The following is a 24,045-nucleotide window of genomic DNA, read 5'->3' as shown; positions in this document are numbered from 1 at the left end:
GCATGAAAAATCAACACATTACTGCAATGGCGGCAATGGCACTCGGCCTGTCGACAGCTTTCGTATCGGGCGCATCGGCTGAAACCAAGACGCTCTATATTGGCATGAATGGCGGCAACATGGAGCGCGCCTATACCGAGCACGTTCTGCCGGAATTTGAAAAGGCCAACAACGTCAAGGTTGTCGTCGTTCCGGGCACTTCGGCGGATATTCTTGCCAAAGCAACTGCGCAGAAGGACAATCCTCAGATGCACGTCATGCTGCTTGATGATGGCGTCATGGTCCGCGCAATCAATGGTGGCCTCTGCCAGAAAATTACTGATGATGCCGTTCTCGCCGACATTCAGCCAGCAGCGCGTCTGAAAGACGACATGGCAATCGGCGTCGATATGGGCATGACCGGTATTGCCTATAACAAGAAACTCTTTGACGAAAAGGGCTGGGCTGCTCCGACCTCGTGGATGGATTTCGCGGACGAGAAGTTCAACAAGGCCGTTGTGTTTCAGTCGGCTTCGGCTTCGACTTTTGGTCTGCATGCATTCCTGATGTTCAACCGCATTCAGGGCGGCGACGAGAAGAACCTCGAACCAGGTTTTGAAAAGTTTCCGGACACCATTGGCAAGAATGTTCTGGAGTTCATCCCGTCATCGGCCAAGATTTCGGAAATGGTTCAGACCGGCGAAGCAGCAATCTTCCCGCTGACCCCAACCGGCGTCAACAATCTGAAGGACAAGGGCATTCCGGTTGAATATGCACAGCCAAAGGAAGGCTCCGTTATTCTTGCAGTGACCGAATGCGTTCTTGCTGGCAACAACGAACCGGAACTGAGCCAGAAGCTGGCGCATTATCTGCTTTCGGCTGATGCGCAGAGCAAGGCGCTTGATCATGGCAATGTGATCCCGTCAAACCTGAAGGCGAAGGCCGGCACGCCGGAAGCGCAGGCCAAGCTCGATGCGTTTAATGGCTACATGAAAACAGCCAACACGCTCGATTGGGATGCCGTCAACGAAGGTCGTCAGCAGCTCAATAATCGCTGGAACCGCACAATCGAACAGTAAATCTCGCGGTTTATTTAAAAAAGCCCGCCCTGAGCGATCAGGGCGGGCTTTTTGTGTTGTTGATAGGTATTTGTGAATATGCGGTTGCAGAGGCTGTAATTGCGGCGACACTTTAATGTCGAGATTGATTTGTTGAACGGTTGAGGGCTGTCAAACAAACCAGACGACTTAGCACCACAGCATGCTATGATTGAGCCCTAGTTTTTTCTCTCTATGGTATTGATATGGCTAATGAGGATAATATGTGGCCGTCGCCCAGTAATCGCTGGCGAAGTTTTGAGGCAGAACCTTTTTCTTTGACGGTCTATCGTTATGATAGAAGGTCTCCTTCCCACATCATGGGGAGTGGTTTTGGTGGATACAATCATGGGATACATCCGCCCAATATAACATTTTTTGGTGATGATACTGTTTTTTCTTCAGGATCTATTGAGGGGGTGAAGAACTTTTTAAATACAGACATAAATGTTTTTGCAGACTTTCCTTTTGAAGTAGCGAGGCTAAAAATCCTCGGCGCAGCTAACGAAAACGTTTTATCTGGTCTTGGAAACTTAAATGTTCCCTATCTTTACAGGATCAGAACAGATACGCATCACATAATACCTATTAAAGATTTTAATGATCGGTATGGAGATGTTTTTTCCGTCTATAATGTTAAAGGCGGAAGGAGTGTTTCGCTGGAAACTCAATTGGCTTTTAAAGAAAATGATGAAAGCTATAAAGAGCTTTTCAGTTCTTTTGAAAAAACATACACTGCAGACAATATTGAAAATTCAAAAGATAAATTAGGTGGTATGTTTTATAGAAGTGATGAGGTTCATGTTAAAGGACCCATACATGCCAATCCGATTATGCGGCAAAGCGGTGATCGCCCTTTAACATCCCTTGGTCGCGATATAACGCACGGGGGAGTGCGTGTGGGAACATATAACGGAAAATACGGGGGAAGGCACGGAGGGCAATTTGAACTCGATTTGGCCACAGATCTTTGGTAGCTCTATTTTTAGGTGAGCAACATTTATTTCTTTAACACATTGCTACGCATGAATTGCAGATTCCTGCTCGATTGAAACCTTTAGCGCCGAAATCCGCTTCGTTCAACGAATACTGTATTCTTCCGATGCTAGGATAATATTCTGGATTTTTGCTTTCGTGCAGATTGCCAGACCAGCGGAACTAGAATGAATGCAACCGCCGGGAAGATTAGCCAGTTGATTGTCTGCCAGCCGGACGAATGCAGCAGTGATCCCGCGAAGAAAGATGCGCAAGCAACCGTTCCGAAAACGAGGAAGTCGTTTGCGCCCTGTGCCTTGCCGCGTTCTTCCGGTGTGTGGCAATCAGCAACCATAGCCGTTGCACCAATGAAGCCGAAATTCCAGCCGACACCCAACAAAACAAGAGAAAACCAGAAATGGCCGAGATCAACGCCTGATAAGGCAACGATTGCCGAAAGTGCAATGATGAAAAGGCCAATGGCAGTTACACGCTCTTTGCCAAAGCGGGTAATCAGCAGACCGGTGAAAAAGCTCGGTGCAAACATCGCCAGCACATGCCACTGAATGCCCAGTGCGGCATGATCGACAGAATGGCCGTGGCCGACCATTGCAATTGGCGCAGCGGTCATGACGAAGGTCATCAGGCCATAGGAAACCACACCCGCGGCGACAGCAAGGATATAGCGTGGGTTTCGCAATATCTGCGTCAATGGACGGCCCATGTTTCCGGCAAGGGCGGCCTTTGCCGTCTTGGGCGAGCGAAACAGCATCAAAACAGGGATAGCGAGCAGCGCGAGTGCTGCTTGGCTGATAAAGCTGCCGACATAGGGCGTTTCTGACAACGCGTCCCGCGTCCAGATCACAAGCTGCGGCCCGATGATGGCCGCTATCAGCCCACCCACCATGACCCATGAAATGGCACGCGCTTTCAGTGTGCCTGTCGCGGCATCGGTTGCCGCAAAACGGTAGCTCTGCACGTAAGACGCATAAAAGCCTGCAATGAAGGTTCCGAGGCAGAAAATAAGGAACGAGCTTGTGAAAATGCCAAGCGCTGCCACAAGGCCTGACGAGATGCCAAAACACGCGCCTAATAAATAGCCGTTGCGGCGTCCGAAGGCGCGCATGATGAATGCGGCTGGCAGGGTGCCAAGCGCTAGCCCAAGGCTGAATAAACTGACGGGAAGTGTAACCAGCGCCGGATCGGAAGAAAGCTGCTGGCCGACGAGTCCACCCAGCGAAATAATGATCGGTGGGCTTGCAGCGCCCAGAGCTTGTGCTGCGGTTAGCACGAAAATATTGCGTCTGGCGATGGTCTGGTCAGTCATGATCTATACTTCTTTATGATCGCTTAAGCAGTTGCCTTCAGTCACCAACTAGCTGTTTGCTGGCATCTGAAAATGTTTGCAAATGACCGCCATCACCTGCTGCGCAATATCGCTTTCAACGCGATACCAGATTGTCTGGCCATCACGTCGTCTGGCAACAATTCCTTCGCGGCGCATCAGAGACAGATGTTGTGAGACAGTCGAATCCCGTAGGCCAATTAACTCGGCAAGCTGTCCCACAGACTTCTCACCTCCGTGCAACCGGCAAAGGATCATCAGCCGGTGATTGTTGGCGATTGTTTTGAGAAATTCACTTGCCTTGTCGGCCGCGAGGTGGGTTTTTACACCCGGGTCGATTGGGTCGCTATTGTTCATAATTACGTATCTACGAAAATATGAAGATATAGTCAATCATTCCTATAGTGCCGTTTTACCAGAAATTTATTCTCAGCCGTCGAGGGCATGAAAGGGCTTCTGCGCTGCGCTCTGATACTGTAGCGTGCGCGCAGTGATTTTCCGTTTGGTTGGAGTTCTCGTGCGCATAGATGTGTTTGGTATTGTTTTCGGTGTTGTGATGTCGGGCCAGGCGCAGGCAGAAGACGACTGGAAAGCTGTCGAAATTATAAAGCCTTATGCGATTAGCGGTCGCACAGGTCCAGAGCTTTACCAATCCATTGGCCAGAAAGGGCCACGCATTGGAATTGCGCGCGTTATTGCGCATACGACCTATGTGCTGACATGGGATCGCAAATTTGACAATTCCAACAATGGCTGCACGATTGTGTCGGCAAAGCCGAAACTGAAAATCACCTATACGCTGCCAAAGCCATCGCAGAAATTATCCTCTCCAGTGAAAGAAAACTGGGAGCGTTTTTATGATGGTATCTATAAGCATGAGCTTGTGCATGGCGAAACCGCCAAGGATATGACGCGCGAGATCGTGCGGACCACGGTCGGGCTTTCCATTCCCAACGATCCAAAATGTCAGAAAATGCGACGCGAATTGATCGATCGTATCAATGCACTGGTCGCTGTTCAGCGTCAGCAGGGCCGGGATTTTGACCGTATCGAAATGGGTTCAGGCGGCAATGTCGAGCAATTGGTGTTGACACTTGTGAATGGGGGGTAGCCCAAGCCCGTTTTTCTGTGGCAGGTTTCACGTAGCGCTGCCACTACCTGGCGATGGGATGTTACACTTGGTGCCATATCAGGCTTTCAGTTCGCAATCGAGATGAAGTCATAGCTGGTAGCGGAAATCTATCTGAGGCAAGCTACTAGTATGGGCGAACCCATACTATTAAACTTTTGAACCTGATGTGGTTTACGGATTTGAAGTTCCTAAATGTGAATGCAACACAAATGATAGGAACGCCAAATCCACCACACTAAATCAGCAATCTTGTGGACACGGGGTAATGAACTTTATCCAATATTATATAAAATATGCCGTACGTAATTGTTATGCGAAATCACTAGGCCGTGTGGACGGATTTGATTAAGATGAAAGCAACTGCGATAGCGACGATGGATCGGAAGTTTCTTGCTGTTTTCTCGCAGCGTAGTGCGACACGTTTGAACGGTTTGAGCTTGCCCATCATTTGTTCGATACGTGCACGACCTCGATAAAGTGCCGTGGCGAAATGTTTCGGAATATTCCGCCTGTTTGATCTGTAAGGTATCACAGGGACAGGGCTAACCTTTCGCGCAATCTCTCGATTAACGTCGCTATCATAGCCTTTGTCAGCAATGATAGCGCGGTGCCTGACGTGAGGGCCAGTTTTCATGAGGCTCTCAAACTGTTTGCTATCAGAGGCTTTGTCCCCGGTCAGTTCAAACCCACGGGGCTGACCATTGCGATCGGTCTTCAGATGGATTTTGGTTCCAAACCCTCCCCGAGAATGGCCGAGCGCTTGACCTTCCTGCCCCCTTTAGCACCGGCTGCAGATACATGGGCGCGAATGACGGTGCTGTCGAACATAGCAATCAGATGAGCGCTTTCATCAAGTCCAGCCAAAATGGAAAAATAGTCTTCGAAAACACCCGCCTTACCCAAGCGGTCAAAACGTTTCCATATGCTGTTCCAGTTACCAAATTGCTCAGGCAAAGCCCGCCAGGAGATGTTGTGAAGGGTGAAATAATGCTATGCCTCAAGGAAACAGGCGGTCATTTTTTGCTTTCGCGCCAACGGATGGTAGGCAAGTTCGAAAAACCTCCAGTGCCAGTTCATAATCACTCTCTGTCATTTTGGTGCACATTGCAGACCTCCAAATCACGTCAGCAATATCTGAATCACGTCGAGAGAAAGGCTGGAACCGGAAAACTTATACCTGAGTCAATTCGTCCACACGGCCTAAGTTCATAAAACAAAATCGGATGTTATTATTAAGAGAAATCGAATGAAATAAGTTAATTAAGGAGGGATCGCGTAATCTTCGTGATGGCGTGCAATGTCAATTGATATGGCTCCGCAGGGGAGACTCATTTTAATGGTGCGACTATTTGGCTGGTTAAACGCTCGGATATCTGAGTTAGATATCTGATTTCACTGGTAAAAAAGAGTCGGTTTTAGTCGAATCCTCAACCGCGATTATTCGCATTCTCGCCTTGAGGGGGCAGGATATATTCGTATGAGTTTCAGATATCCATGGCAGAGACTGGCTTTATTACCGCGCTTCGGTAAGCAGATTATTCTTCTGTTTAGCGACTGCATCTTGTTGTTGCTGAGTGCCTATCTCGCCTTTGTCATGCGTCTTGGTTTCGTTTTCGTCCCGACGCAAATACAGATTTTCCTGATTGCCATTGCTCCGGCTCTGGCGATACCTGTTTTCATTCGTTTTGGTCTTTATCGGGCAATTATCCGATATCTGGCTGAGCGCGCTATCTGGCCGATTTTCCAGGCAACAGCTATTGCCGCGCTCTTCTGGGTGGCGCTGGTCTTCCTGATGGAATCTTATGGCGGCGCTGGTCTACCGCGTTCGGTCCCGCTTCTTTATTGGCTGCTGAGCACGGTTCTCATTTCTGCAAGCCGGTTCGGTGCTAAATGGCTGTTGAGCAGTGCTGAATCAAATAAAACCTATTCAAGTACAGCTTTGATCATCGGCGTGGGTGAGCCGGGGCGCCAGCTGGCAACCGCACTCAAAAGCCATAGCGACACGTATGTCATTGGCTTCGTGGATCCTACCGGCACGCTCAGTGGGATGGATATCATTGGCATGCGTGTTTATGATATCGCACGCATCCCAAGTCTGATCGAGAACTTCGGCGTTCGTCAGGTCCTCATATCCGAACCGGAAATCGATCAAAAGCAACGACAGGAACTCGCACGTATGCTCGGTCGCCTTCCGGTAAGCACCCGCATCTTGCCGCCGATAGCTGATCTGACGGCAGGCAAATATCTGATCAGTGCGCTGCGCAATGTCGAAATCGACGATCTGCTCGGTCGTTCGCCTGTGCCGCCTGATGTCGATCTTCTGCGTGAGGTTGTTGAAGGCCGACGCATTATGGTGACAGGTGCAGGTGGTTCGATCGGCAGCCAGCTGTGCCGCACGATTGCACAATGGAATCCCAGCTGCATTGTGCTGTTTGAATCGAGTGAATTTGCGCTTTATCAGATTGAACGACAGTTACGTCAGATTGCGCAATGTGACGTCATTCCGGTGCTCGGCACGGTCGCAAATCAGCAGTGCGTTGAAAAAACCATCCGCATTCATGCCGTTGATACGGTCTATCATTGTGCGGCCTATAAGCATGTTCCGCTGGTCGAGCAGAACCCGCTTGTCGGCATCTATAACAATGTGTTTGGCACGTTGAACGTTGCCGCAGCGGCCTTTGAGACAGATGTTGAACGTATGGTGCTGATATCTTCGGACAAAGCTGTGCGCCCGACGAATGTCATGGGCGCGACCAAGCGCTGGGCCGAGCTGGTGGTCTATTATTACGGGGCGCTTGCTGAAAAGACCGGGCGTAATAAGACGTTCTATTCAGTACGCTTCGGCAATGTCTTGGGCTCCAACGGTTCGGTTGTGCCGCTTTTCCGCGAACAGATCGCTAATGGCGGCCCCATAACGCTCACGCATGAAGACATGACCCGCTATTTCATGTCAATTAAAGAGGCTGCGGAACTGATTGTGCAGTCCGGAGCGATTGCTCAATCCGGCGATACCGTGCTTCTTGAGATGGGTGATCCGGTCAAGGTTCGCGATCTGGCAGAAAATATGATCCTGCTCGCTGGACTTACCGTGCGTAACGCCGATAATCCTGGTGGTGATATTGCGATTGAGGTTACAGGCATTCGTCAAGGCGAAAAGATGTATGAAGAGCTCTTCTACGATCCTTCGCAGGCTCAGACAACGCGTCATCCAAAGATCATGCGCGCGCCAAAGGGCCAGAAAATTGCCGTGGACGTCCCGAAAAGTCTGAGTGCTTTGAGGGCTTCGATGGAGACCGAAGATGTGGCCGCAGTTCGCAAAGTGCTTTTTGAAGTTATAACTTTCTAAACCGGCCGCGGAAATCAAGCAATAGCAATAGAACGGCGACAACAGCGACGAGCAGAAATATGATCTGCGAAAGCGCGTGATCGAAAATCATGATTGCGGCCGCGCAGCCTATCAGGATGACATTGAGCAACGCGACATGGCTCACCACTTTCAACACGCTCCAGCCTGCCCGCTTGGCAATTTGATAGGCGTGTTTTGAATGCGCCTTCAAAATGTTCTCGCCTGCCAGGCCTCGCAAAATGATCGTCGTCCCAGCATCCAGCACGTAATAGAGCGGCGGGATGAGCGCGACAATTATATGTGTTTCATGCGCTAATAATAACAGTACGGTGCCTGCGATGAGGCCGAGTGGAAAGCTACCGGAATCGCCCAGAAAAATGCTTGCTGGTGGCCGATTGAAGAAGGCGAAGCTCAAGAGCCCACCAGCCGCTATCGCAGCAATTGAGCCGCTTTCCATGCCAGAGAGCCGAAAGGCTGTCAGCAGCGCGATTCCCGCGAGAGGCACGCCGATGCCTGCAGCGGTCATCCAATCGAGACCGTCCATAAAGTTTGTGACATTGATGGCGGCTACAAGCGTGATGACGATCAGCATCATTTCCACCCAATGCGGCAGCAGATCAGGAAGCAGTCGGAAGTCTGCACCCAGACCATAAGCGACGAAGCAGGCGGCAACAAACTGTGAGCCAAACCGCGTTGAAACGGGAAGATCGAAACGGTCGTCCAGGCCACCGATGATCCAGAGCAACAAGCACGCTCCAGACAGACACAGAACGAGATCGATGGTCAGTCCCAGATCGGTGCCAAACATCAAAAGCGAGATCAGGATGGCCGGGATAAGAGCAAGGCCACCGATCTGACGTGCAGCAACGCTGTGGTTTGAACGCGCATTAAAGCCTGCTGCTAGAAAATTTGCAGGTAACAGTCTCGATAGAAGATAGAGGCCCACGCCGCAAAGAATGGCGCTTGCAAGGAAGGAAACGAGCAGCAGGATCATTGCGAGAACCGATCAATGTGGAATTCTCCCATCCGATTACCAGCTTTCAGGGCCTGCGCAAATCCCGCCTGTGCCCGAATTGTGAAAGCGCCCCGGCATTTATCCCCAGCCCTTATACAGCATGTTGTAAAGCCTGACAGAATCCGTCAATAGATGATTGCACTTGGCGCGGGGAGCGGTTATAAGCCCGCGCAACTGATCGCATTGATCTGATTTGTTGGGGCGTAGCCAAGCGGTAAGGCACCGGTTTTTGGTACCGGCATTCCCTGGTTCGAATCCAGGCGCCCCAGCCATGAATTTTAAGTAAAATCATAGACTTATTGATTCTTCTTAATGTTTCCCTAGCTGGGAATCCTCAAGCTTTTTTCCATTTCGCCGACTGTGCACAAAACTGTGACACAGAGCTATGACACATGCCGATTCGCCCTGGTCGGTTTGTCTCGTGGCTCCAAACGGCGAGTTCATTATGGCAGTCAGACATCAGGTTCAGAATCTTCAACGGCGCGGCAATATTTTTTACTGGCGCGCGCGCCTTCCGGCACAGTTGGGATGCAATATCGGTTCGCGTCACCTTGCATTCAGCCTCAAACAATCCGATCATCGACAGCAGGCCACATGGCCCGCAAGCTTAATCTTATGCTTTATGAAATTGCAGAGAACCCGCGAAGTGTATTGATGTCGAAAGAAGCCCTTGAAGGATTGTTTCAGTCCGAAATCGCGCGGATGAATGATCATATGGAGAACGCGCAATTTGCAGGCCAGCGCACACCGACGGGGTTTCATCAGATTGACAATCTGTCGGCAGATATTGAAGCCGGATGGGCTTACAGGCTTCTGGAAAAATTCCGTACCCGCCGTGTCCTGTTCGAAGAGGAAAGTTGCCAGGGGTGGCGTTTTTTTGAGCAGGCGAAGGTGCCGAAGAGCCTCCACCAAGGCATCGCGACATCCTATCGTAGTGAACGCGAGGACGCAGAATCATCACGCTTCGCTGGTGAACTGAGCGCGCTCATGCAGCCGCATGACCTCGCTTATTCGATCCTGAATTTCGAAAAGCGAAGGCCGAGTATTTTAAAGCGCGTGCTGATGTACTGCTGAGCACCGAGGATCGCTATTTCATCGATTATCTTGACGAGCAGGCTGAACCAACGTCTATCCAGCCAGCATCAGTTGTTTCGGTTGTAAACGTGGAACCTGTGCCGGACATCATTCCACGGCCAGAGCCACAGCCAGTTGTAGAAAATCCTGTTCCTGTATCAGCAGCTGATATACTGTAGCTTACTGGGCAGGACTTGCCAGTAAAGCAATTCATGAAGCAGTGCGACCTTCTGATTGCCAATAACTGTGAGAACTGGAACGAAGACACTGCAAAGGGCGTCAAGACAGCCGTTCGCATTTTCTGCGGTATTCTGGACGAGCACAATGTTCTCACGAGCAGTGCCATTAATCAGACCACCTGGCGGCATTGCGCCAGCATTTCAATAACATCCTTATCAGATGGGGAAGAAGTTCGCGTTACGTGGCAATGACGACCGTGCAATTGCGGGAGGCGACAGAATGGGAAGTAATCCGCGCAAAAAAGCTTAATTTGCCAGAACCTCAGGTCGGCTTGTCGAGTGGAACAATCAGGCGTCATCTTGACAATCTTGAACAGTTCAGGAACCATCTTGTCGCATCAGGTTTTATGTTGTGGGCATTCACGTTCAAAGGGATCAAGCCGAAGAAACGCAGCCTCGCATCCGTTCGGGAACTGACTGCTAAACCTGGCTCTGAGCAGGTTGAACCGATCTTCCAGCTTCCTGTGTTCACCGGTTGTGCCGGGCCGATGCCGAAGGAAATGCGGGAGTCCGGACAGACCGTATATCATTCGTTCCTTTATTATGTGCCAATGCTCTACGCATATCTGGGCGCAAGACGCGCCGAATTTACGGGCCTCATGATTGATGATGTGGTTTACGCAAAGGATCAAGGTATGTGGTCCATCAAAATTCGGAAGAATGAGCTCCGAGGATTGAAGAACCTCTAATCAAAACGCGATCTCCCCGTACCAGATGAGCTTATCCGACTGGGTTTTATCGATTCCGCAAAGCGTTTGAAGGAACTCGGACACAGATGTTTATTTCCAGAATTGGTCGCTCCAGGACGCAAAAACGATACCGGTGATCGTTTCTACAAGAGCTTTGTCCCTTTGCTGAAAGCGGAAACGGGGCTCGGTGATCAGCTTTGGAGTAGCGCAATCCATGCGTTGCGGCATGGTTTCATCAACACGCTGAAACAGAAGGGGATAGAAATGTCGACTATAGAAGACATTACCGGGCATCTGGGCCGAACGCAGGGAGATACACGATATACGAACATTGCCAGTTTGACGGTGATGAAAAAGAAAATTGATGTGTATCCGGTCATTACGGGGCATCTGCAACCACAGCCCTTACGCTTGCTGTCGTATGTCGAGGCAAAAGAACCTGCGCCCTGGTTTAGAATGAGAAGGCCAAGAAGGCGAGTGCGGTCTTAACGGACGTTAACCACTGCCCGATTTAATCTCGGTATAGGCAGTCGGACCGGTGCTGGATTATCCTGCTCCGCGCGTGCTTTCCAGGACAGGAAATGGTATCCATTCTTCTCGAGATCCGTTTCCCAGTAAATTGTCGATTTGATGTGCTGCAGTTGCTGCGCATTTTCAATTGTAATCGTCTTTGTTTTCTTTTCCGGGTTGAAGGTGAGCGGAGCCGTGGCGACGGCTGTCGCTGCCAAATACGAAAAATGTTCAACACTGCCGGACGTTAAGCGGCAATGGGTGCGGTCTTGCTCAGGATTGCCAGAGCGTCCTCAACAAATCGGACACGGCGTTCGTAATTGGCATCTGGCGCGACGCGCCAGTGGCGGGTCATGTTTTCAACCTTGAAAGACAGTTTGAAGTATTACACCTGAATTGTGTGATTGCTGCATTCAGAAATGTGCCGAGTTTTCAACGAACGGAACAGTTCTCCGTCAACCGGACTCGCTCTCCAGCGCCCATATTGTCTCGAAATACTACAGATTGGGGAAGGTTGTTCCAGAAGCATTTTGCCTGGCCAATTGTCGGATCGATGATCAGATCGCCGACCTTGACCGCCATATGTGCATTCCATTGTCCGGGAAGGCTAGGGGCATAAGGACTTCCAATGGTTACGGCGAAAGGTAAGTCACCCTTGATGACTTCGATGTGTAGCCTGGATTTGATTACTGTTGCATCAGTGCGTCCCATGCAGTGGAGAATGTCGCGCACTGCGAGTGCGCCGAGAATGCAGCAATTGTCGACGGTCTGTACTCTAGCGATTCCCATGAATCCTGATTAGCATTGACCTTGCCCCGTTGAAATAATCCATTTTGAAGTAAGCTCTGGCCCCCATTGAGGTGCACCCCGAATTTGTACCACGGAGAGCTGGAATTTTCCGGGTTTAAGGCTCAAAGCGGCGGGGATGCCGTTGAGCCATTCATAAGCGAAATCGGCACCTTATTGCCTATGGCGCTATGTGGCCGGAATTTGTTATAGTCTCTACACCGATCCTCCATCTTAATGCGGGCGTCGTCAAGGCTCATGAACCAATGGGCGTTCAGGCACTCGGCTCTGAACTTGCCATTGATGGGGAAGACGGTCCCGCTCCAACCCGGATCGTCGTATGATGAATAGCCAACTCAAACAGGAGCCATTGATATGATTGCCAGCACAATCGGCCTTGATCTGGCCAAGCATAACTTTCACGTCCATGCGGTGGATGCCGCGGGTTGAGTGATTAAAAACGCTGCGCTCCGGCGAAGCGAGATGATCAAGTTCTTTCAGAGTGCTAAGCCATGCCTTGTTGGCATGGAAGCTTGCGCTACCGCACACTACTGGGCCCGCGAACTGACGAAGCTTGGTCACGAAGTTAAATTGATCCCGCCTTCGTACATTGAGCCGTTTGTACGGCGCGGCGCTAAGAAGGATGCTGCGGACGCTGCAGCCATCTGCGAAGCCGTCCGACGACCTGATATGCGTTTCGTTCCGATCAAATCGGAAGCCAACCAGGGCTTCCTGATGTTACATCGAGCTCGAGGTCTGCTGGTGAGACAACGGACCATGGCAGTATGTGCGATCCGCGCTCACCTTGCTGAGTTTGGAATCATCTTCGGTCAAGGTCGACAACGCATCGAGACCATAATGCCTTCGATAGAGGAAGTCGCAGCGTCGTTACCAGAACATGCCCGGTTCGCATTTGAACAGTCTTATGTGAACGGTCGGCGAGTTGAACACGCAGATAGAGGGAATTGAGACGAAGCTAGCGGAAGTGGGCCGATCAGATCCAGTCTGTAATCTGCTATCTTCGATCCCAGGTGTCGGCCCAATCACGTCTACGGCTATCGCTGCGACCGTTCCGAACGCGAGAATGTTTCGCTCTGGTCGAGAGTTTGCCGCCTGGCTGGGCTTGACCCCGCGTCAAAACTCCAGCGGTGGCACAACTCGATTAGGAGGCATAACGAAGCAAGGAGATGCGTACCTGCGTCATCTGCTTGTGATCGGTGCCAGGAACATCGTTCGGTATCCAAAAGCGCGAGCGAAGGTCGGCTGAGCTTGGATCGACGCTTTGCTGCAACGACGGCGTCCTATGATTGTGGCCGTCGCGGTGGCCAACAAGCTTGCCCGGATCATCTGGGCGATGATGACGAATGGAGAAATGTTCAGAGAGGCACACGTTAAGGCCGCATAAGGCCGCAACCCAATCCAGTTGGTGTAAGGTGCAGAAGCAGCAGATGGTCATCCAGCGGAGCTGAGGATCGAGCAAACCCGGAGAGCTTTAGGCGCCATTCAAGCGCGACCCGTTGATGAGGCCTCGATCCGCGTACTCCATCAGGGCCAGCGACCATTGTATCGGTCGCAGTTAAAGGCCGAATACATGAACGCACCCGAATGATGACCTGAACTTGCAGAAAGCCTCTTGCGCCCGCGGGGGCCGTCTATACATGAAGCTTTCGATGTAGCTGTTATCTGTCGGCTTGCCGGGTCGGGAGAAGTCGAGCCCCCTTATGGTAAGCCCATAAATCCAGGTCACGAGAGATAAATTCGCCGCCATTATCCACACGAATAACCGCAGGATAACCAACCTGACAACATATCCGTTCCAGGGTCTGCACCACATCCTCACCACGATAACTAAAGCGGGCATCAACTGCTGGCGAGAAGCGTGAGAATGTACCAACCACCGTCAGGATGCGGATATTCCGTCCTGTCGCCAATTGATCATGGACAAAATCCATTGCCCAGACATGGTTGGAATGCGTCGCATCTGTGCGATCAGCGCGAAGCTTCGCCTTCACACGCCGTTTGGGAACCTTGTTCCGCAGCTGAAGTCCCATCTCCTTGTAAAGACGATAGATTCGCTTCGGATTAACGGGCCAGCCGTCACGCTTGAGAAGCACATGCACGCGCCGATACCCATAACGAACCCGTATCTGACAGATGTCCTTGATCCTGAGCTTCAGTTCAGCCTGCTCGCCGCGCTTTGACTTGTAGACATAAAGTGACCGGTCAATCTTGAGCACCGAACAGGCGCGTCTTACCGAGACTTTCCGATCCGACTTAATAGTGTCGACAAGCGCTCGCCTGCGTGCAGGCTTCAGAGCTTTTTTGCCAAAACATCCTGAAGCATGGCCTTGTCCAGAGACAGATCAGCAACGATCCGCTTCAGCTTGGCATTTTCCTCCTCGAGTTGCCGCAACCGCTTCATCTCGGATGGCATCAGGCCCGCATATTTCTTGTGCCAGTTATAAAACGTGGCGTCTGAAATACCTGCCTTCCGACAAACCTCACCAATCGGCGTGCCATCCTCTGCTTGCTTCAAAACGAATGCTATCTGCGCCTCTGAAAACGTCGATGCCTTCATGGAACTCTCCTTCTCCCGGATAAGGGATCATAAGTGGAAAATTCCAGTTCTGAATGGCCTAATTTAACGGGAGCACGTCAGCAGCCTATCAGTTAGATTGACTTTTGCGAATTTAGCCATATTTAGAGTTTAGTTCCAACATGGAAATGGTTGACTCGCTTCGAGCGTTTCCCTTACAGGGATAAGCTGATGAACCATGTTAACTGCCAGATATATTAATGGCTGCATGAGTTCTACTGGGATTAAACTAACATGAGCGTGGAAACTTTGAATGAGGGCGCTGAGCCTGCGGCATACCAGTTGAGATCTAAGACAGGCATTAAAGTAGCGTTAAATGATATTATAGAGGCTCTCGCCAAATACCGTTTGGCTTTAATATTTGGTTGGCAGGATGTTGCTCAACGCTATCGTCGGTCGCGAGTCGGAGCATTTTGGCTTACCCTGAATATGGCCGTCCTGATCGGGGCGCTAGGTGCTATTTTTGGAACGCTTTTTCAATCCAAAATGTACGAATACCTGCCTCACGTATGTGCTGGCATAATCATGTGGAGTTTCATTACGAGCTGCCTATCGGAGGGATGTACTGCATTTAGTGGATCGGCTGGAATTATACTTCAAGTAAGGATGCCACTTTTTACGCATATACTGCGCACTATATGGAGAAATATTATAATATTTATGCATAATATAATTATATTTCCTGTTGCTGCAATAATTATTGGATACCCTTTGAACTTCAACGCTTTCCTGGTAATTCCGGGATATATGATTGTTTGCTTAAATTTAGGATGGATTATGCTTATTCTTGCTGTGGCGTGCGCGAGATTCCGTGACATGACACAGGTGGTAACAAATGTTATGCAAATACTCTTTTATGCAACTCCAATTATGTGGATGGTAAAAATCTTGCCGGATCACGCGTCTAAAGCATTTATTGAGTTTAATCCGTTTTACCATTTCATTGAGTTGGTTAGGGCGCCTCTACTCGGCCACGCTCCTGAAAGCATCAGTTGGTTAGTTGCTATCGGACTGTCGGTCTTAGGTTGGGCGTGTACGTTGGCTTTCTTCGGAAAATACCGTTGGCGTGTAGCATATTGGTTATAATCGGATGAGTTTGATTAAACTAGATAACGTCAGCGTCGAATTCCCCATTTACAATTCATCAAGTAGGTCTTTGAAGAACCGCGTTCTGAGTATCGCTACTGGCGGCAGGATTGAACGGAAAACTGATCGGCTGGTTGTAATTCGCGGCCTTGAGGGGGTGACAATTACCCTTAAAGAAGGTGATCGGGTTGGGCTGATTGGTCACAATGGCTCCGGGAAAACGACGCTACTGCGAGTGCTTTCGGGTATCTATACGCCGACGCAAGGGGTCGCTTATATCGAAGGAACATGTGTTTCATTGATTAATATCCAGCTAGGTATTGATCCAGATGCGACGGGACGAGAAAATATCCGACTTCGTTCTGCTATGATGGGCATGCACCCAAAGGAAATTAGTGAAAAACTTGATGCGATAGCTGAGTTTTCGGGCTTGGGTGATTTTTTGGATATGCCATTCAGAACTTATTCCTCGGGCATGCAACTGCGGTTAGCCTTTGCGACCTCAACCTCGGTGCGTCCAGAAATTTTGATTATGGACGAGTGGCTATCAACGGGGGATGAGGATTTCAAAGAACGCGCGAACAAACGTATGCATGATCTTGTTGGTTCAACAAAAATTCTGGTCTTGGCAAGCCACTCCAGAGAGTTGTTGATGAAAAACTGCAGTCGCATTCTTTGGCTGGAGCATGGTCGTTTAAAAATGGATGGGCCGGCTACCGAAGTTCTACCTGCATATTTTGATAACTTTCAAAGGTAGCGACCACTACCGAGATTGTCTCTCCATTAGTGGTTGTTAAAGGGCTTCACTTTCTCGTAGATTAAGGTATATGCAATTAAAAGTTTTTTGAAACCCATGGTTTGAATTGGTTCCGTGATGAATGTACCTATTCTGTCGATCATTGTTCCTATATACAATGTGGAGAGTTATCTATCTGAATGCCTGACTAGTATAGTAGCTGCTTTTGACAAAGAATTTCTCTACGAAATAATATGTGTGAATGATGGTAGTACGGATAATTCCTTATCTATACTAGAAAAATTTGCTCAGAATACAGAAAATATTCGTATTGTAGATCAACAAAATGCCGGCTATGGCCGGGCCATTAATGCAGGCTTGGAGGTTGCGCGGGGCAGTCTGGTTTCGATCGTCGAATCTGATGATGTTATTGTGCCCGGCGTCCATCAGAGAATCGTCGCAATTTTTGATCAGTTCCCAGATGTGGATTTTGTAAAAACCCCTTATCAACCGTGGAGCCCGGTGATGCCGCGCCCCATAGTTTCAAAACCTAGCCCTTTGTTCACTATTAAAAATGTTCTTACGTCTACCGATGGTTTCATCCATGCTTCAGGTGGGGTTAAACATCCATTGATTGTGGATTTTCGTAACGATACCGCGATTCTTAATGCACCCAGTATTTGGAGCGGTGTTTACCGTCGTTCATCACTAATTAAGAATAATATAACTGTGATAGAAACGCCTGGGGCGAGTTTCCAAGATACTGATTTCGCATTTAAGTGTTATCTGTCTGGTATGAAGTATATTAGAATATGTGAGCATTTCTATCTTTATCGAGTAAGTCGTTTCGATGCATCTCGCCATAATAGAAAATGGGGAGATGAGTTTATAAATATGCTTTCATCCACGCGTGATTTCTTAGTGAGTAATAATTCATTTGGTTCTGAACAGAAAGTGGCATTCTATTCAGCCTACTTCCTGAGGTTCGTATGGTATTTAGAAAGAGTTGCGCCTGGTTTGCGTTTTTCGGTATTCGCCAGGGTCTATTCAGAGTTCAAGGACGTTTTTGATCATGCCGAATTATATATAAGTATAGCAAATTATATTGGGTCTAAACAAAAGGATTTCTTGGAGTTCGCTAAGGGAAATTACCGGTACTTTGCTGCAGGGATACCGGCTTCAGAAGTAGGGCAGAAAAACGTAAATATACTAACAGAGAAGAGTTTAAGAGTTTTCTTAGGACTGCTTACTGGAAGACCCCGCTGATAAAGAAACTTGCTGGAGAGAATAAAGAATCAATTCGCTATAAGATGATGGGCTTAGGTTTGCCGCCGGCAATATTATTGGCTGATTATTATTCTAAGCGTAATAAACAATAGGGAATTAGAATGCTTGAAGAAAATCAAAGTTTGCCGTTGGTTACAATCGGCATTACATGCTTTAACGCGGAAAGTAGTATTGAGCGTGCTATTGAGGGCGCAATTCTTCAGGATTATAGCAATACTGAAATTATTATAGTTGATGACTGCTCATCGGATAGATCTATTGAAGTTATCGAACGAAAAATTCAAGGGGTTAAAAAGGCAAGGCTAATAAAGAATCCCACCAATCTTGGCGCATCAGCATGTTTTAATATGATTGCCGATGCGGCAAGCGGACAGTATGTTGCCCTCTTTGACGATGATGATTATAGTTTGCCCTGCCGTGTTTCTGAATCTCTCCGAGTTCTGAACGGCGCGATTGATAAAATCTTTTTCTGCGATCGTTTTGTAAACGAAGCGAATGCAGGACATACATTTGGAATTCGGCCTCTCAGCGTTGAAGCTGACAGGCTTCGACGCTATATGGCGGATGCATTTTATTATCACCTAGACACTAAATTTTATCGCAACTCCCCAGAATTTTTTACGAGTGTCAAGGGGCATGGCGTTAAGGGGTCTGTCGGTTCTGGTATAATGACTTGTCCCACCGACATTATGCGCTCAGTACGTTTTAATGAGGAACTCCGCCGATATTATGATACGGAGTTTAATTTGCGTGCAGCGGCTGCGGGCTATTGCGCAGTGGGCAGCGAAACTCCATGTATGATCCAAACTATAACAGCAAGTGAAGACAAGGGCGTCCCATACACCCAACTTAGTATTTTGAAATCGATTGAATCTAACAGAACGATTTTCAAAGAGTTGCGCATTATCCATCCCTTGGATGCACGTTTTGATGCGGTGTCTTCAGTTAAAAATAATCGTTCTATTGACGGCGGCGGTGTGCGGGCTTCTATAGGAATACTTACATACAATTGTATTGATACGATTGGTTATGCCCTCCATTCTGCCTTAAATCAAACAGAGAATAATATTGAGATAATAATAGTTGATGATTGCTCGACTGATGGCACATCGGAGTTTTTACGTAAGTATAGCCAAAAAGACGCTCGTATTCGTCTAATTCAAAATAAGCAGAACATGGGTGCGGGTTATAGCCGGGGAGTAGTTGTCGAGGAAGCGCGCGGCGAGTTTCTCGTCTTTTTTGATGACGACGATGTGTCGAAGATTAATCGAGTTGAACAGCAGATAAAACATATAGAGGAACACGGTCAGAATACGGTTTGCATTAGTCGATTTAATCATTTTTCAAATTCGAAGTTTCTAGGACCACGAAATCCATTCGGTTTTTATGGGGATTTTATTCACCCAAATCTTGCAAACCGTTTAGTTTGGAACGAAGTGCTTAGACATACCGCCGCACGTTATCTAATGCCACAAACTGGAATAGATGCTAGCTTTCATTATGCTTTGGGCACCTCGTTAATGGCGGGGCACATATCGGTTTTCCGACAGTTCCCATTTGATGAGCGGTTGCGGCGAATGCAGGATTTGGAATTTCTCCTTCGTTTTACGGCTAGTGGGGGTAGTTTTATTCAGAGCGAAGAAATTCTTATTAATATTATAAGCACTGAAACAGTCGACAAAAGTTGGAACGTTATTTTTAATTGCAGCAGCCATATACTTGCGAAGCATTCGCAAGAGCTTCGTGAACGGTTTAATATGGACGCGGATTCTATTATCGAATTGAATAATGATAGTCATAGTTCAGGGACAATGCATTATGAAAAAGTAAAGGGCGATCTCGTCAGAGCACATGATAAGTTGTATAAGATCTTGCAAAAGACAAAACGCATTTTAGGTGGATAAGTTGGTTTCGCGATGAGTGCTATAACTAAGATTGCGATGATCGGAACCGGTTATGTTGGGCTTGTCTCAGGTATCTGTTTTGCCGAATTCGGTTTTTACGTCACCTGTGTCGATAATAATCCATCGATCATCGAACGGCTGCGGGCGGGCAAGGTCACGATTTTCGAGCCCGGCCTGGATGAATTGATGGCGCGCAATATTCGTGACGGACGGCTTGATTTCAGCACGGAACTGGCGACGAGTGTGGCCGATGCGGATGTGATCTTCATTGCCGTGGGAACGCCCTCGCGGCGCGGCGATGGCGAGGCGGATCTGCAATATATCGAAGCTGCCGCCGACGAGATCGCCGCTGCAATGAAGCCGGGGGCGGTGGTCGTCATCAAGTCCACTGTCGTCGTCGGCACCAATGCACGCATTCGCGACCGCATTGCCGCGGCCCGGCCGGGTGTGGAATTTTCGATGGTGTCCAATCCTGAATTCCTGCGCGAAGGCTCGGCGATCGAGGATTTCATGCGGCCCGATCGCGTCGTGGTCGGAGTGGAAGACGAGGGCGGCAAGGCCGCCATGCAGCGGATATATCGCCCGCTTTACCTGCGCGAGACGCCGATGGTGATTACCTCGCTGGAAAATGCCGAAATCATCAAATATGCCGCCAATGCATTCTTGGCCATGAAAGTGACTTTCATCAACCAGGTTGCCGATCTTTGCGAAAAGACCGGTGGTAATGTGCAGGAAGTTGCTCGCGCCATCGGCATGGATAATCGTATCGGCTCGAAATTCCTTCATGCCGGTCCCGGTTTTGGTGGCTCGTGCTTTCCCAAGGACACGCGCGCATTCGCGGCGACGGGCAAGAAGTATGACGCACCGCAGTCGTTGATCGAGGAAGTGATTGCGGTCAATGAGGCGCGCAAGCAGTCGATGGCAAAGCGCATCGTTGCTGCTGCGCGAGAATGCGGCGCAGATAGTGTGGCGGTTCTTGGAGTGGCCTTCAAACCCAATACGGACGATATTCGCGAATCCCCCTCGCTTGACATTATAACAGCTATCTTGAAAGCGGGGATTTTAGTGCGAGCCCATGATCCAGAGGCCATGGAAGGGGCAAAGGCGGTCCTGCCCGATGTGATCTGGTGCAACTCGGCCTATGAAGCGGCAGAGGGCGCAGGGGTGGTGGCGCTTCTGACGGAATGGAATGCCTATCGCGCACTCAATCTCAGGCGTATTGCGGAAAGCATGGACGGTAATGTGCTGCTCGATCTACGCAATGTCTACAAGCCTGAAGATATTGCGGGAACCGGCCTTGATCATTACAAGATTGGAGAAAGCATTTTAAGACGCGTTGTTTAAACGTTGGTTGGATCTCAATAGTGTAGCGGGCGCTTGAGTCGCTAATTCCAAGACTGTAAGGTAGCTTAAAGATAATTGAATTAAACTCTATTGACGTGGATCAAAAAATTGGGAAGTTTTTATAACATAGTTACGGAGATGCTTGGGGGTTATACCTCTGAGTAAAGGATAAATAACACCTAGGTAAGATATGAGTCGGCGATCAAATTCGCTGACGGCAGACCAACCAATTCTCAAGCGATTCCATCCGACCCGCCAATTATTCCTTTCTTCTGCGCTCACCCTATAGAAGATTAGAGATTCCGATAAATTGTGGAAAATAAGGCCTTTGCGGGCTGCGCGAATCCATAAATCGTAGTCCTCTTGTCGATGTGCAATTTGCGCATCATATGATCCTGCATTAAGAATTCGTGGACGTCTATACATAACTGTTGGATGTATTATTGGGCACGACCAAACCAACTGCGTTATCTCAGCATTATAGATAGGAACATTCCGCCTTCCAATCTGTTTTCCGTCAGCATCGATGAGATCGGCGCAGGATCCTACTATATCTATATGAGGGTTTCTCATCAAGAAATCGATTTGCCTTTGAAAGCGTGAGCCCAATGCTATATCATCTGCATCCATGCGAGCAACAAAGTCATATGAGCAGGCATCAAGTCCTGCACGCAAAGCTCCCCCCAACCCGACATTCTCTTTCAGTGGAACTATTCTTAGTTCTTGGCCTATATATCTTTTCCACTTGCTCACCACGGCCTGTAATTGGTCAGTGATTGGTCCGTCGAGAACCAATACAATCTCGTCAGGCTTTAGCTGTTGGTCAGACCATATACTCTTAAGACTACGGTCCAGATAATCAGGCTTCTCATGGCGATATATGGACATAAGAACAGAAAAACTCATTGTCTGCCGCCTGCCACAATTTTGCCATGCAAGCTGGCCAGCGTTTTTAAGCCATCGAAATGTTGTGCAGTGGCATCTCTAGGAACACCCTGCAAGCTATTGAGATACGCTCTTTCGCCGCCAGCACCATAATGTTCACGCTCAATTACCGGGTCACTATGACGACGAGCTACCTGCGTTCCTAATTTAAGATGAATTAGCCATCCTTGTTCCATATGAGTTTCGTGCGAATCCGGCATAAATTCATGAGACGATGCTGTAAAATAACGGCGATCATCATACCGAACTAAAGGAAATTTCACGAGAAGAGGCTGCGCGCTACCAGTCATTTTAGCAATCCGGCCTCTAGGACCTCCTTGTAGAGATAGAAATCCATTGTTTAATATACGGCCCGACTCATAACCGTCAACATCGTGCATGGATTCCCTGAGAGCAAGCTCCAAATCACCCTGTGCCTTGACCGCCTTTATTTTTTCATCATCAAACGAATACAAATCAATCATTGGAGCGTACAAATATGACTGGCCATGCTCTGATAGAAAATCAACGTATTGATCTATTTTATATTCTTCACGACTTAAATACAGAAATTCATCAGCATCTATAAAGAGAGCCCATCTGCCTTTTGCATGCTTATGAAAAAGGGCATTAATCCACGTTATACCATAGTAAGATTTCTTATAACTTTCGTTCGTACGATATAGATTGACATCGCGCTGGGCTTTGAGGAACTCAAAACTACCATCTGTTGATCCATTATCGACGATACAGAACTCCTCTATACCTAAATACCTGTGATATTCCAAACACGCAGACAATCGATCCATTTCATTTCGAACACTCATCAGCGCAACAGTTTTTCCACTCCCGTCCGTTTCAGCAGCTTGAATGAATTCTAGTTGCGTGGAATTGCTCGCAATTAGAATATGCCGATAATGTATTTTTCGAACCAGCATTCTCGCTGGCCGACGAAATGGTTGAAAAAGGAACGTCAGGCTCGGACACTTAACCGAAAACCAATGGAGAAACTCTCGGAATCCCATTATTAATCACCGGATACAAAAGAGTTTGGCTTTGAAAATGACATGATACTAAGATCGCGACCGTCATCTTTACCTAGGGCCACTGCGAAACAAGCTTCCCTCAATATTTCTGCACCTGGCGAAGCCTTTCGAAAGAAAAAGCTCTTTAGATTCATGATCTTCTCAATATCGCTATTCCCATACATGGTTGGCTTACCGTTATCGTCGAACTGATAAGCTGTAAGATTAAAACCGGCAATGGATTGTGCCTTATCCAGATGATTAACCAAAGTCGGAAACACCATTTCGTCTGGAATATACGTTTTTCTGAAGAATGTAGCCAGCTTCGGATTATCGTTCAAATAATCAATAATGCCCCTGCACATTTCTCCTGTTAATGCCCACCACTGGGATCCAAATCGAATATCCAAACCCTGTGGAACTCTTCGCTTAATTCCACTAAATCTTTGAAGTCTAACTAAATTTTTTTGTAAGAATGAATTCTCTTTCGATGGGGAGAAAGGAAAATAGAACTTATATCTCTCAGAGCGGAGTCCATCTTTAACCCACCTCTCGTCGGCGACTTCGATAAACTGTGTTCCTTTATTCTCCAAGAGATAGCGATATAACTGGTGCAGTGGGCGATTAGGAAGACAGGTCTCACTTAGAAGAAAAATGTAATCATAAGATTGCAGACCATAACGCGTCTCTAGTTCATTGAGACTAGCAACAACCGCCTCAACTAAACTGAAACTGCCCCAACGGCATTTAATTCTGTTATCAACTAGATGGACTCTATTCCTCTGCTGCAATTGACTCCTAATAAGAGAAAAATCATGCAATGAAGAGTTTGCATCATAATGAATTGCAACGTAATTGTTGTTAGCTCCCTGAATCAAATTCTCCGTGAGCTTCACAACTGAACGCAATTGGCTGTGTCCTAGTATCAGAAAAAGAATATTCACTTGACACTCCGA

At 48.3% G+C, this 24,045-nt stretch carries 22 protein-coding genes, 1 tRNA gene and 3 pseudogenes; 15 read left to right on the top strand and 11 right to left on the bottom strand.

The genetic code is table 11. The features are described 5' to 3' along the window. Window positions 1-2: 2 nt before the first annotated feature. Both U2P60_RS01405 and U2P60_RS01400 read left to right on the top strand, forming a co-directional pair. Complete coding sequence (locus U2P60_RS01405; RefSeq protein WP_413570935.1) at window positions 3-1,058, top strand: ABC transporter substrate-binding protein; 1,056 nt, start codon at window positions 3-5, stop codon at window positions 1,056-1,058. Window positions 1,059-1,282: 224 nt separating this feature from the next. Continuing rightward, a complete protein-coding gene (locus U2P60_RS01400; protein WP_413570934.1) occupies window positions 1,283-2,053 on the top strand; it encodes a hypothetical protein in 771 nt (256 codons plus the stop codon). 128 nt (window positions 2,054-2,181) lie between these two features. Here U2P60_RS01400 and U2P60_RS01395 read toward each other — a convergent pair whose 3' ends face one another. Continuing rightward, on the bottom strand, window positions 2,182-3,378 hold the full coding sequence (locus U2P60_RS01395; protein WP_413570933.1) for an MFS transporter: 1,197 nt from the start codon (window positions 3,376-3,378) through the stop codon (window positions 2,182-2,184). 48 nt (window positions 3,379-3,426) lie between these two features. After that, window positions 3,427-3,753, bottom strand: a complete 327-nt coding sequence (locus tag U2P60_RS01390; protein ID WP_413570932.1) for an ArsR/SmtB family transcription factor — start codon at window positions 3,751-3,753, stop codon at window positions 3,427-3,429. 199 nt (window positions 3,754-3,952) lie between these two features. On the opposite strand from U2P60_RS01390, the gene U2P60_RS01385 reads away from it, so the two are divergent. Next, window positions 3,953-4,507, top strand: coding sequence for a DUF922 domain-containing Zn-dependent protease (locus tag U2P60_RS01385; RefSeq protein ID WP_313830019.1), 555 nt, complete (start codon window positions 3,953-3,955; stop codon window positions 4,505-4,507). Between the two features lie 343 nt (window positions 4,508-4,850). On the opposite strand, the gene U2P60_RS01380 is transcribed toward U2P60_RS01385, so the two are convergent. Both U2P60_RS01380 and U2P60_RS01375 read right to left on the bottom strand, forming a co-directional pair. After that, window positions 4,851-5,246 (bottom strand): transposase, encoded by a 396-nt coding sequence (locus tag U2P60_RS01380; protein WP_413571957.1) that lies wholly within the window; start codon window positions 5,244-5,246, stop codon window positions 4,851-4,853. Beyond that, window positions 5,243-5,497: a hypothetical protein gene (locus U2P60_RS01375; RefSeq protein WP_413571956.1), complete on the bottom strand. Its 255-nt coding sequence runs from the start codon at window positions 5,495-5,497 to the stop codon at window positions 5,243-5,245. Before U2P60_RS01375 ends, U2P60_RS01380 begins: the two co-directional genes overlap by 4 nt. Window positions 5,498-6,005: 508 nt before the next feature. Between U2P60_RS01375 and U2P60_RS01370 the strand changes: the two genes are divergently transcribed. Next, window positions 6,006-7,874 (top strand): nucleoside-diphosphate sugar epimerase/dehydratase, encoded by a 1,869-nt coding sequence (locus U2P60_RS01370; protein ID WP_413570931.1) that lies wholly within the window; start codon window positions 6,006-6,008, stop codon window positions 7,872-7,874. Here the strand turns inward: U2P60_RS01370 and U2P60_RS01365 are convergent. Then, complete coding sequence (locus tag U2P60_RS01365; RefSeq protein ID WP_413570930.1) at window positions 7,861-8,868, bottom strand: MraY family glycosyltransferase; 1,008 nt, start codon at window positions 8,866-8,868, stop codon at window positions 7,861-7,863. The two genes, U2P60_RS01370 and U2P60_RS01365, sit on opposite strands and share 14 nt — an antisense overlap. A 218-nt stretch (window positions 8,869-9,086) precedes the next feature. Here U2P60_RS01365 and U2P60_RS01360 point away from each other — a divergent pair. The 5 genes from U2P60_RS01360 to U2P60_RS01340 all read left to right on the top strand — a co-directional run bounded on the left by U2P60_RS01360 (window position 9,087) and on the right by U2P60_RS01340 (window position 11,380). Continuing rightward, window positions 9,087-9,161: transfer RNA gene (locus tag U2P60_RS01360), tRNA-Gln, on the top strand. 113 nt (window positions 9,162-9,274) lie between these two features. After that, window positions 9,275-9,544: a DUF6538 domain-containing protein gene (locus U2P60_RS01355; protein WP_413570929.1), complete on the top strand. Its 270-nt coding sequence runs from the start codon at window positions 9,275-9,277 to the stop codon at window positions 9,542-9,544. Beyond that, the gene (locus U2P60_RS01350; RefSeq protein WP_413570928.1) at window positions 9,544-9,963 is read left to right on the top strand and encodes a hypothetical protein; all 420 of its coding nucleotides are present in this window, start codon (window positions 9,544-9,546) and stop codon (window positions 9,961-9,963) included. Before U2P60_RS01355 ends, U2P60_RS01350 begins: the two co-directional genes overlap by 1 nt. Before the next feature lie 367 nt (window positions 9,964-10,330). After that, the gene (locus tag U2P60_RS01345; RefSeq protein WP_413570927.1) at window positions 10,331-10,891 is read left to right on the top strand and encodes a hypothetical protein; all 561 of its coding nucleotides are present in this window, start codon (window positions 10,331-10,333) and stop codon (window positions 10,889-10,891) included. Window positions 10,892-10,957: 66 nt separating this feature from the next. Beyond that, window positions 10,958-11,380, top strand: coding sequence for a hypothetical protein (locus tag U2P60_RS01340; RefSeq protein ID WP_413570926.1), 423 nt, complete (start codon window positions 10,958-10,960; stop codon window positions 11,378-11,380). Window positions 11,381-11,833: 453 nt separating this feature from the next. Here U2P60_RS01340 and U2P60_RS01335 read toward each other — a convergent pair whose 3' ends face one another. Further along, the gene (locus U2P60_RS01335) at window positions 11,834-12,190 is read right to left on the bottom strand and encodes a hypothetical protein (protein WP_413570925.1); all 357 of its coding nucleotides are present in this window, start codon (window positions 12,188-12,190) and stop codon (window positions 11,834-11,836) included. 122 nt (window positions 12,191-12,312) lie between these two features. Next, window positions 12,313-12,489, bottom strand: a pseudogene (locus tag U2P60_RS01330) (integrase core domain-containing protein); the annotation flags it as partial. Between the two features lie 148 nt (window positions 12,490-12,637). On the opposite strand from U2P60_RS01330, the pseudogene U2P60_RS01325 reads away from it, so the two are divergent. Further along, window positions 12,638-13,592 (top strand): annotated as a pseudogene (locus U2P60_RS01325) (IS110 family transposase). A 255-nt stretch (window positions 13,593-13,847) separates the two neighbouring features. On the opposite strand, the pseudogene U2P60_RS01320 reads toward U2P60_RS01325, so the two are convergent. Next, window positions 13,848-14,765, bottom strand: a pseudogene (locus U2P60_RS01320) (IS3 family transposase); the annotation flags it as partial. A 252-nt stretch (window positions 14,766-15,017) separates the two neighbouring features. Between U2P60_RS01320 and U2P60_RS01315 the strand changes: the two are divergent. From U2P60_RS01315 to U2P60_RS01295, 5 genes are all read left to right on the top strand, one after another. Further along, window positions 15,018-15,869 (top strand): ABC transporter permease, encoded by an 852-nt coding sequence (locus tag U2P60_RS01315; protein WP_413570924.1) that lies wholly within the window; start codon window positions 15,018-15,020, stop codon window positions 15,867-15,869. Between the two features lie 4 nt (window positions 15,870-15,873). Next, a complete protein-coding gene (locus U2P60_RS01310; protein WP_413570922.1) occupies window positions 15,874-16,626 on the top strand; it encodes an ABC transporter ATP-binding protein in 753 nt (250 codons plus the stop codon). Window positions 16,627-16,743: 117 nt separating this feature from the next. Further along, window positions 16,744-17,871: a glycosyltransferase gene (locus U2P60_RS01305; RefSeq protein WP_413570921.1), complete on the top strand. Its 1,128-nt coding sequence runs from the start codon at window positions 16,744-16,746 to the stop codon at window positions 17,869-17,871. Between the two features lie 122 nt (window positions 17,872-17,993). Continuing rightward, the gene (locus tag U2P60_RS01300; RefSeq protein ID WP_413570920.1) at window positions 17,994-19,796 is read left to right on the top strand and encodes a glycosyltransferase family 2 protein; all 1,803 of its coding nucleotides are present in this window, start codon (window positions 17,994-17,996) and stop codon (window positions 19,794-19,796) included. 12 nt (window positions 19,797-19,808) lie between these two features. Then, window positions 19,809-21,140: a UDP-glucose dehydrogenase family protein gene (locus U2P60_RS01295; RefSeq protein WP_413570919.1), complete on the top strand. Its 1,332-nt coding sequence runs from the start codon at window positions 19,809-19,811 to the stop codon at window positions 21,138-21,140. 87 nt (window positions 21,141-21,227) lie between these two features. On the opposite strand, the gene U2P60_RS01290 is transcribed toward U2P60_RS01295, so the two are convergent. The 3 genes from U2P60_RS01290 to U2P60_RS01280 form a co-directional block, all read right to left on the bottom strand. Continuing rightward, window positions 21,228-22,046, bottom strand: a complete 819-nt coding sequence (locus tag U2P60_RS01290; RefSeq protein WP_413570918.1) for a glycosyltransferase — start codon at window positions 22,044-22,046, stop codon at window positions 21,228-21,230. Continuing rightward, the gene (locus tag U2P60_RS01285; RefSeq protein ID WP_413570917.1) at window positions 22,043-23,002 is read right to left on the bottom strand and encodes a glycosyltransferase family 2 protein; all 960 of its coding nucleotides are present in this window, start codon (window positions 23,000-23,002) and stop codon (window positions 22,043-22,045) included. The genes U2P60_RS01290 and U2P60_RS01285 overlap by 4 nt, the downstream gene beginning before the upstream one ends. Before the next feature lie 89 nt (window positions 23,003-23,091). Further along, window positions 23,092-24,033: a beta-1,6-N-acetylglucosaminyltransferase gene (locus U2P60_RS01280; RefSeq protein ID WP_413570916.1), complete on the bottom strand. Its 942-nt coding sequence runs from the start codon at window positions 24,031-24,033 to the stop codon at window positions 23,092-23,094. Window positions 24,034-24,045 lie beyond the last annotated feature (12 nt).

Source organism: Brucella sp. H1_1004 (genome assembly GCF_047308065.1).
GTDB classification, from domain to species: domain Bacteria; phylum Pseudomonadota; class Alphaproteobacteria; order Rhizobiales; family Rhizobiaceae; genus Brucella; species Brucella pseudogrignonensis_B.
Note: the sequence above shows the minus strand (reverse complement) of the source record. Positions and strands in the feature narration are given on the sequence as shown.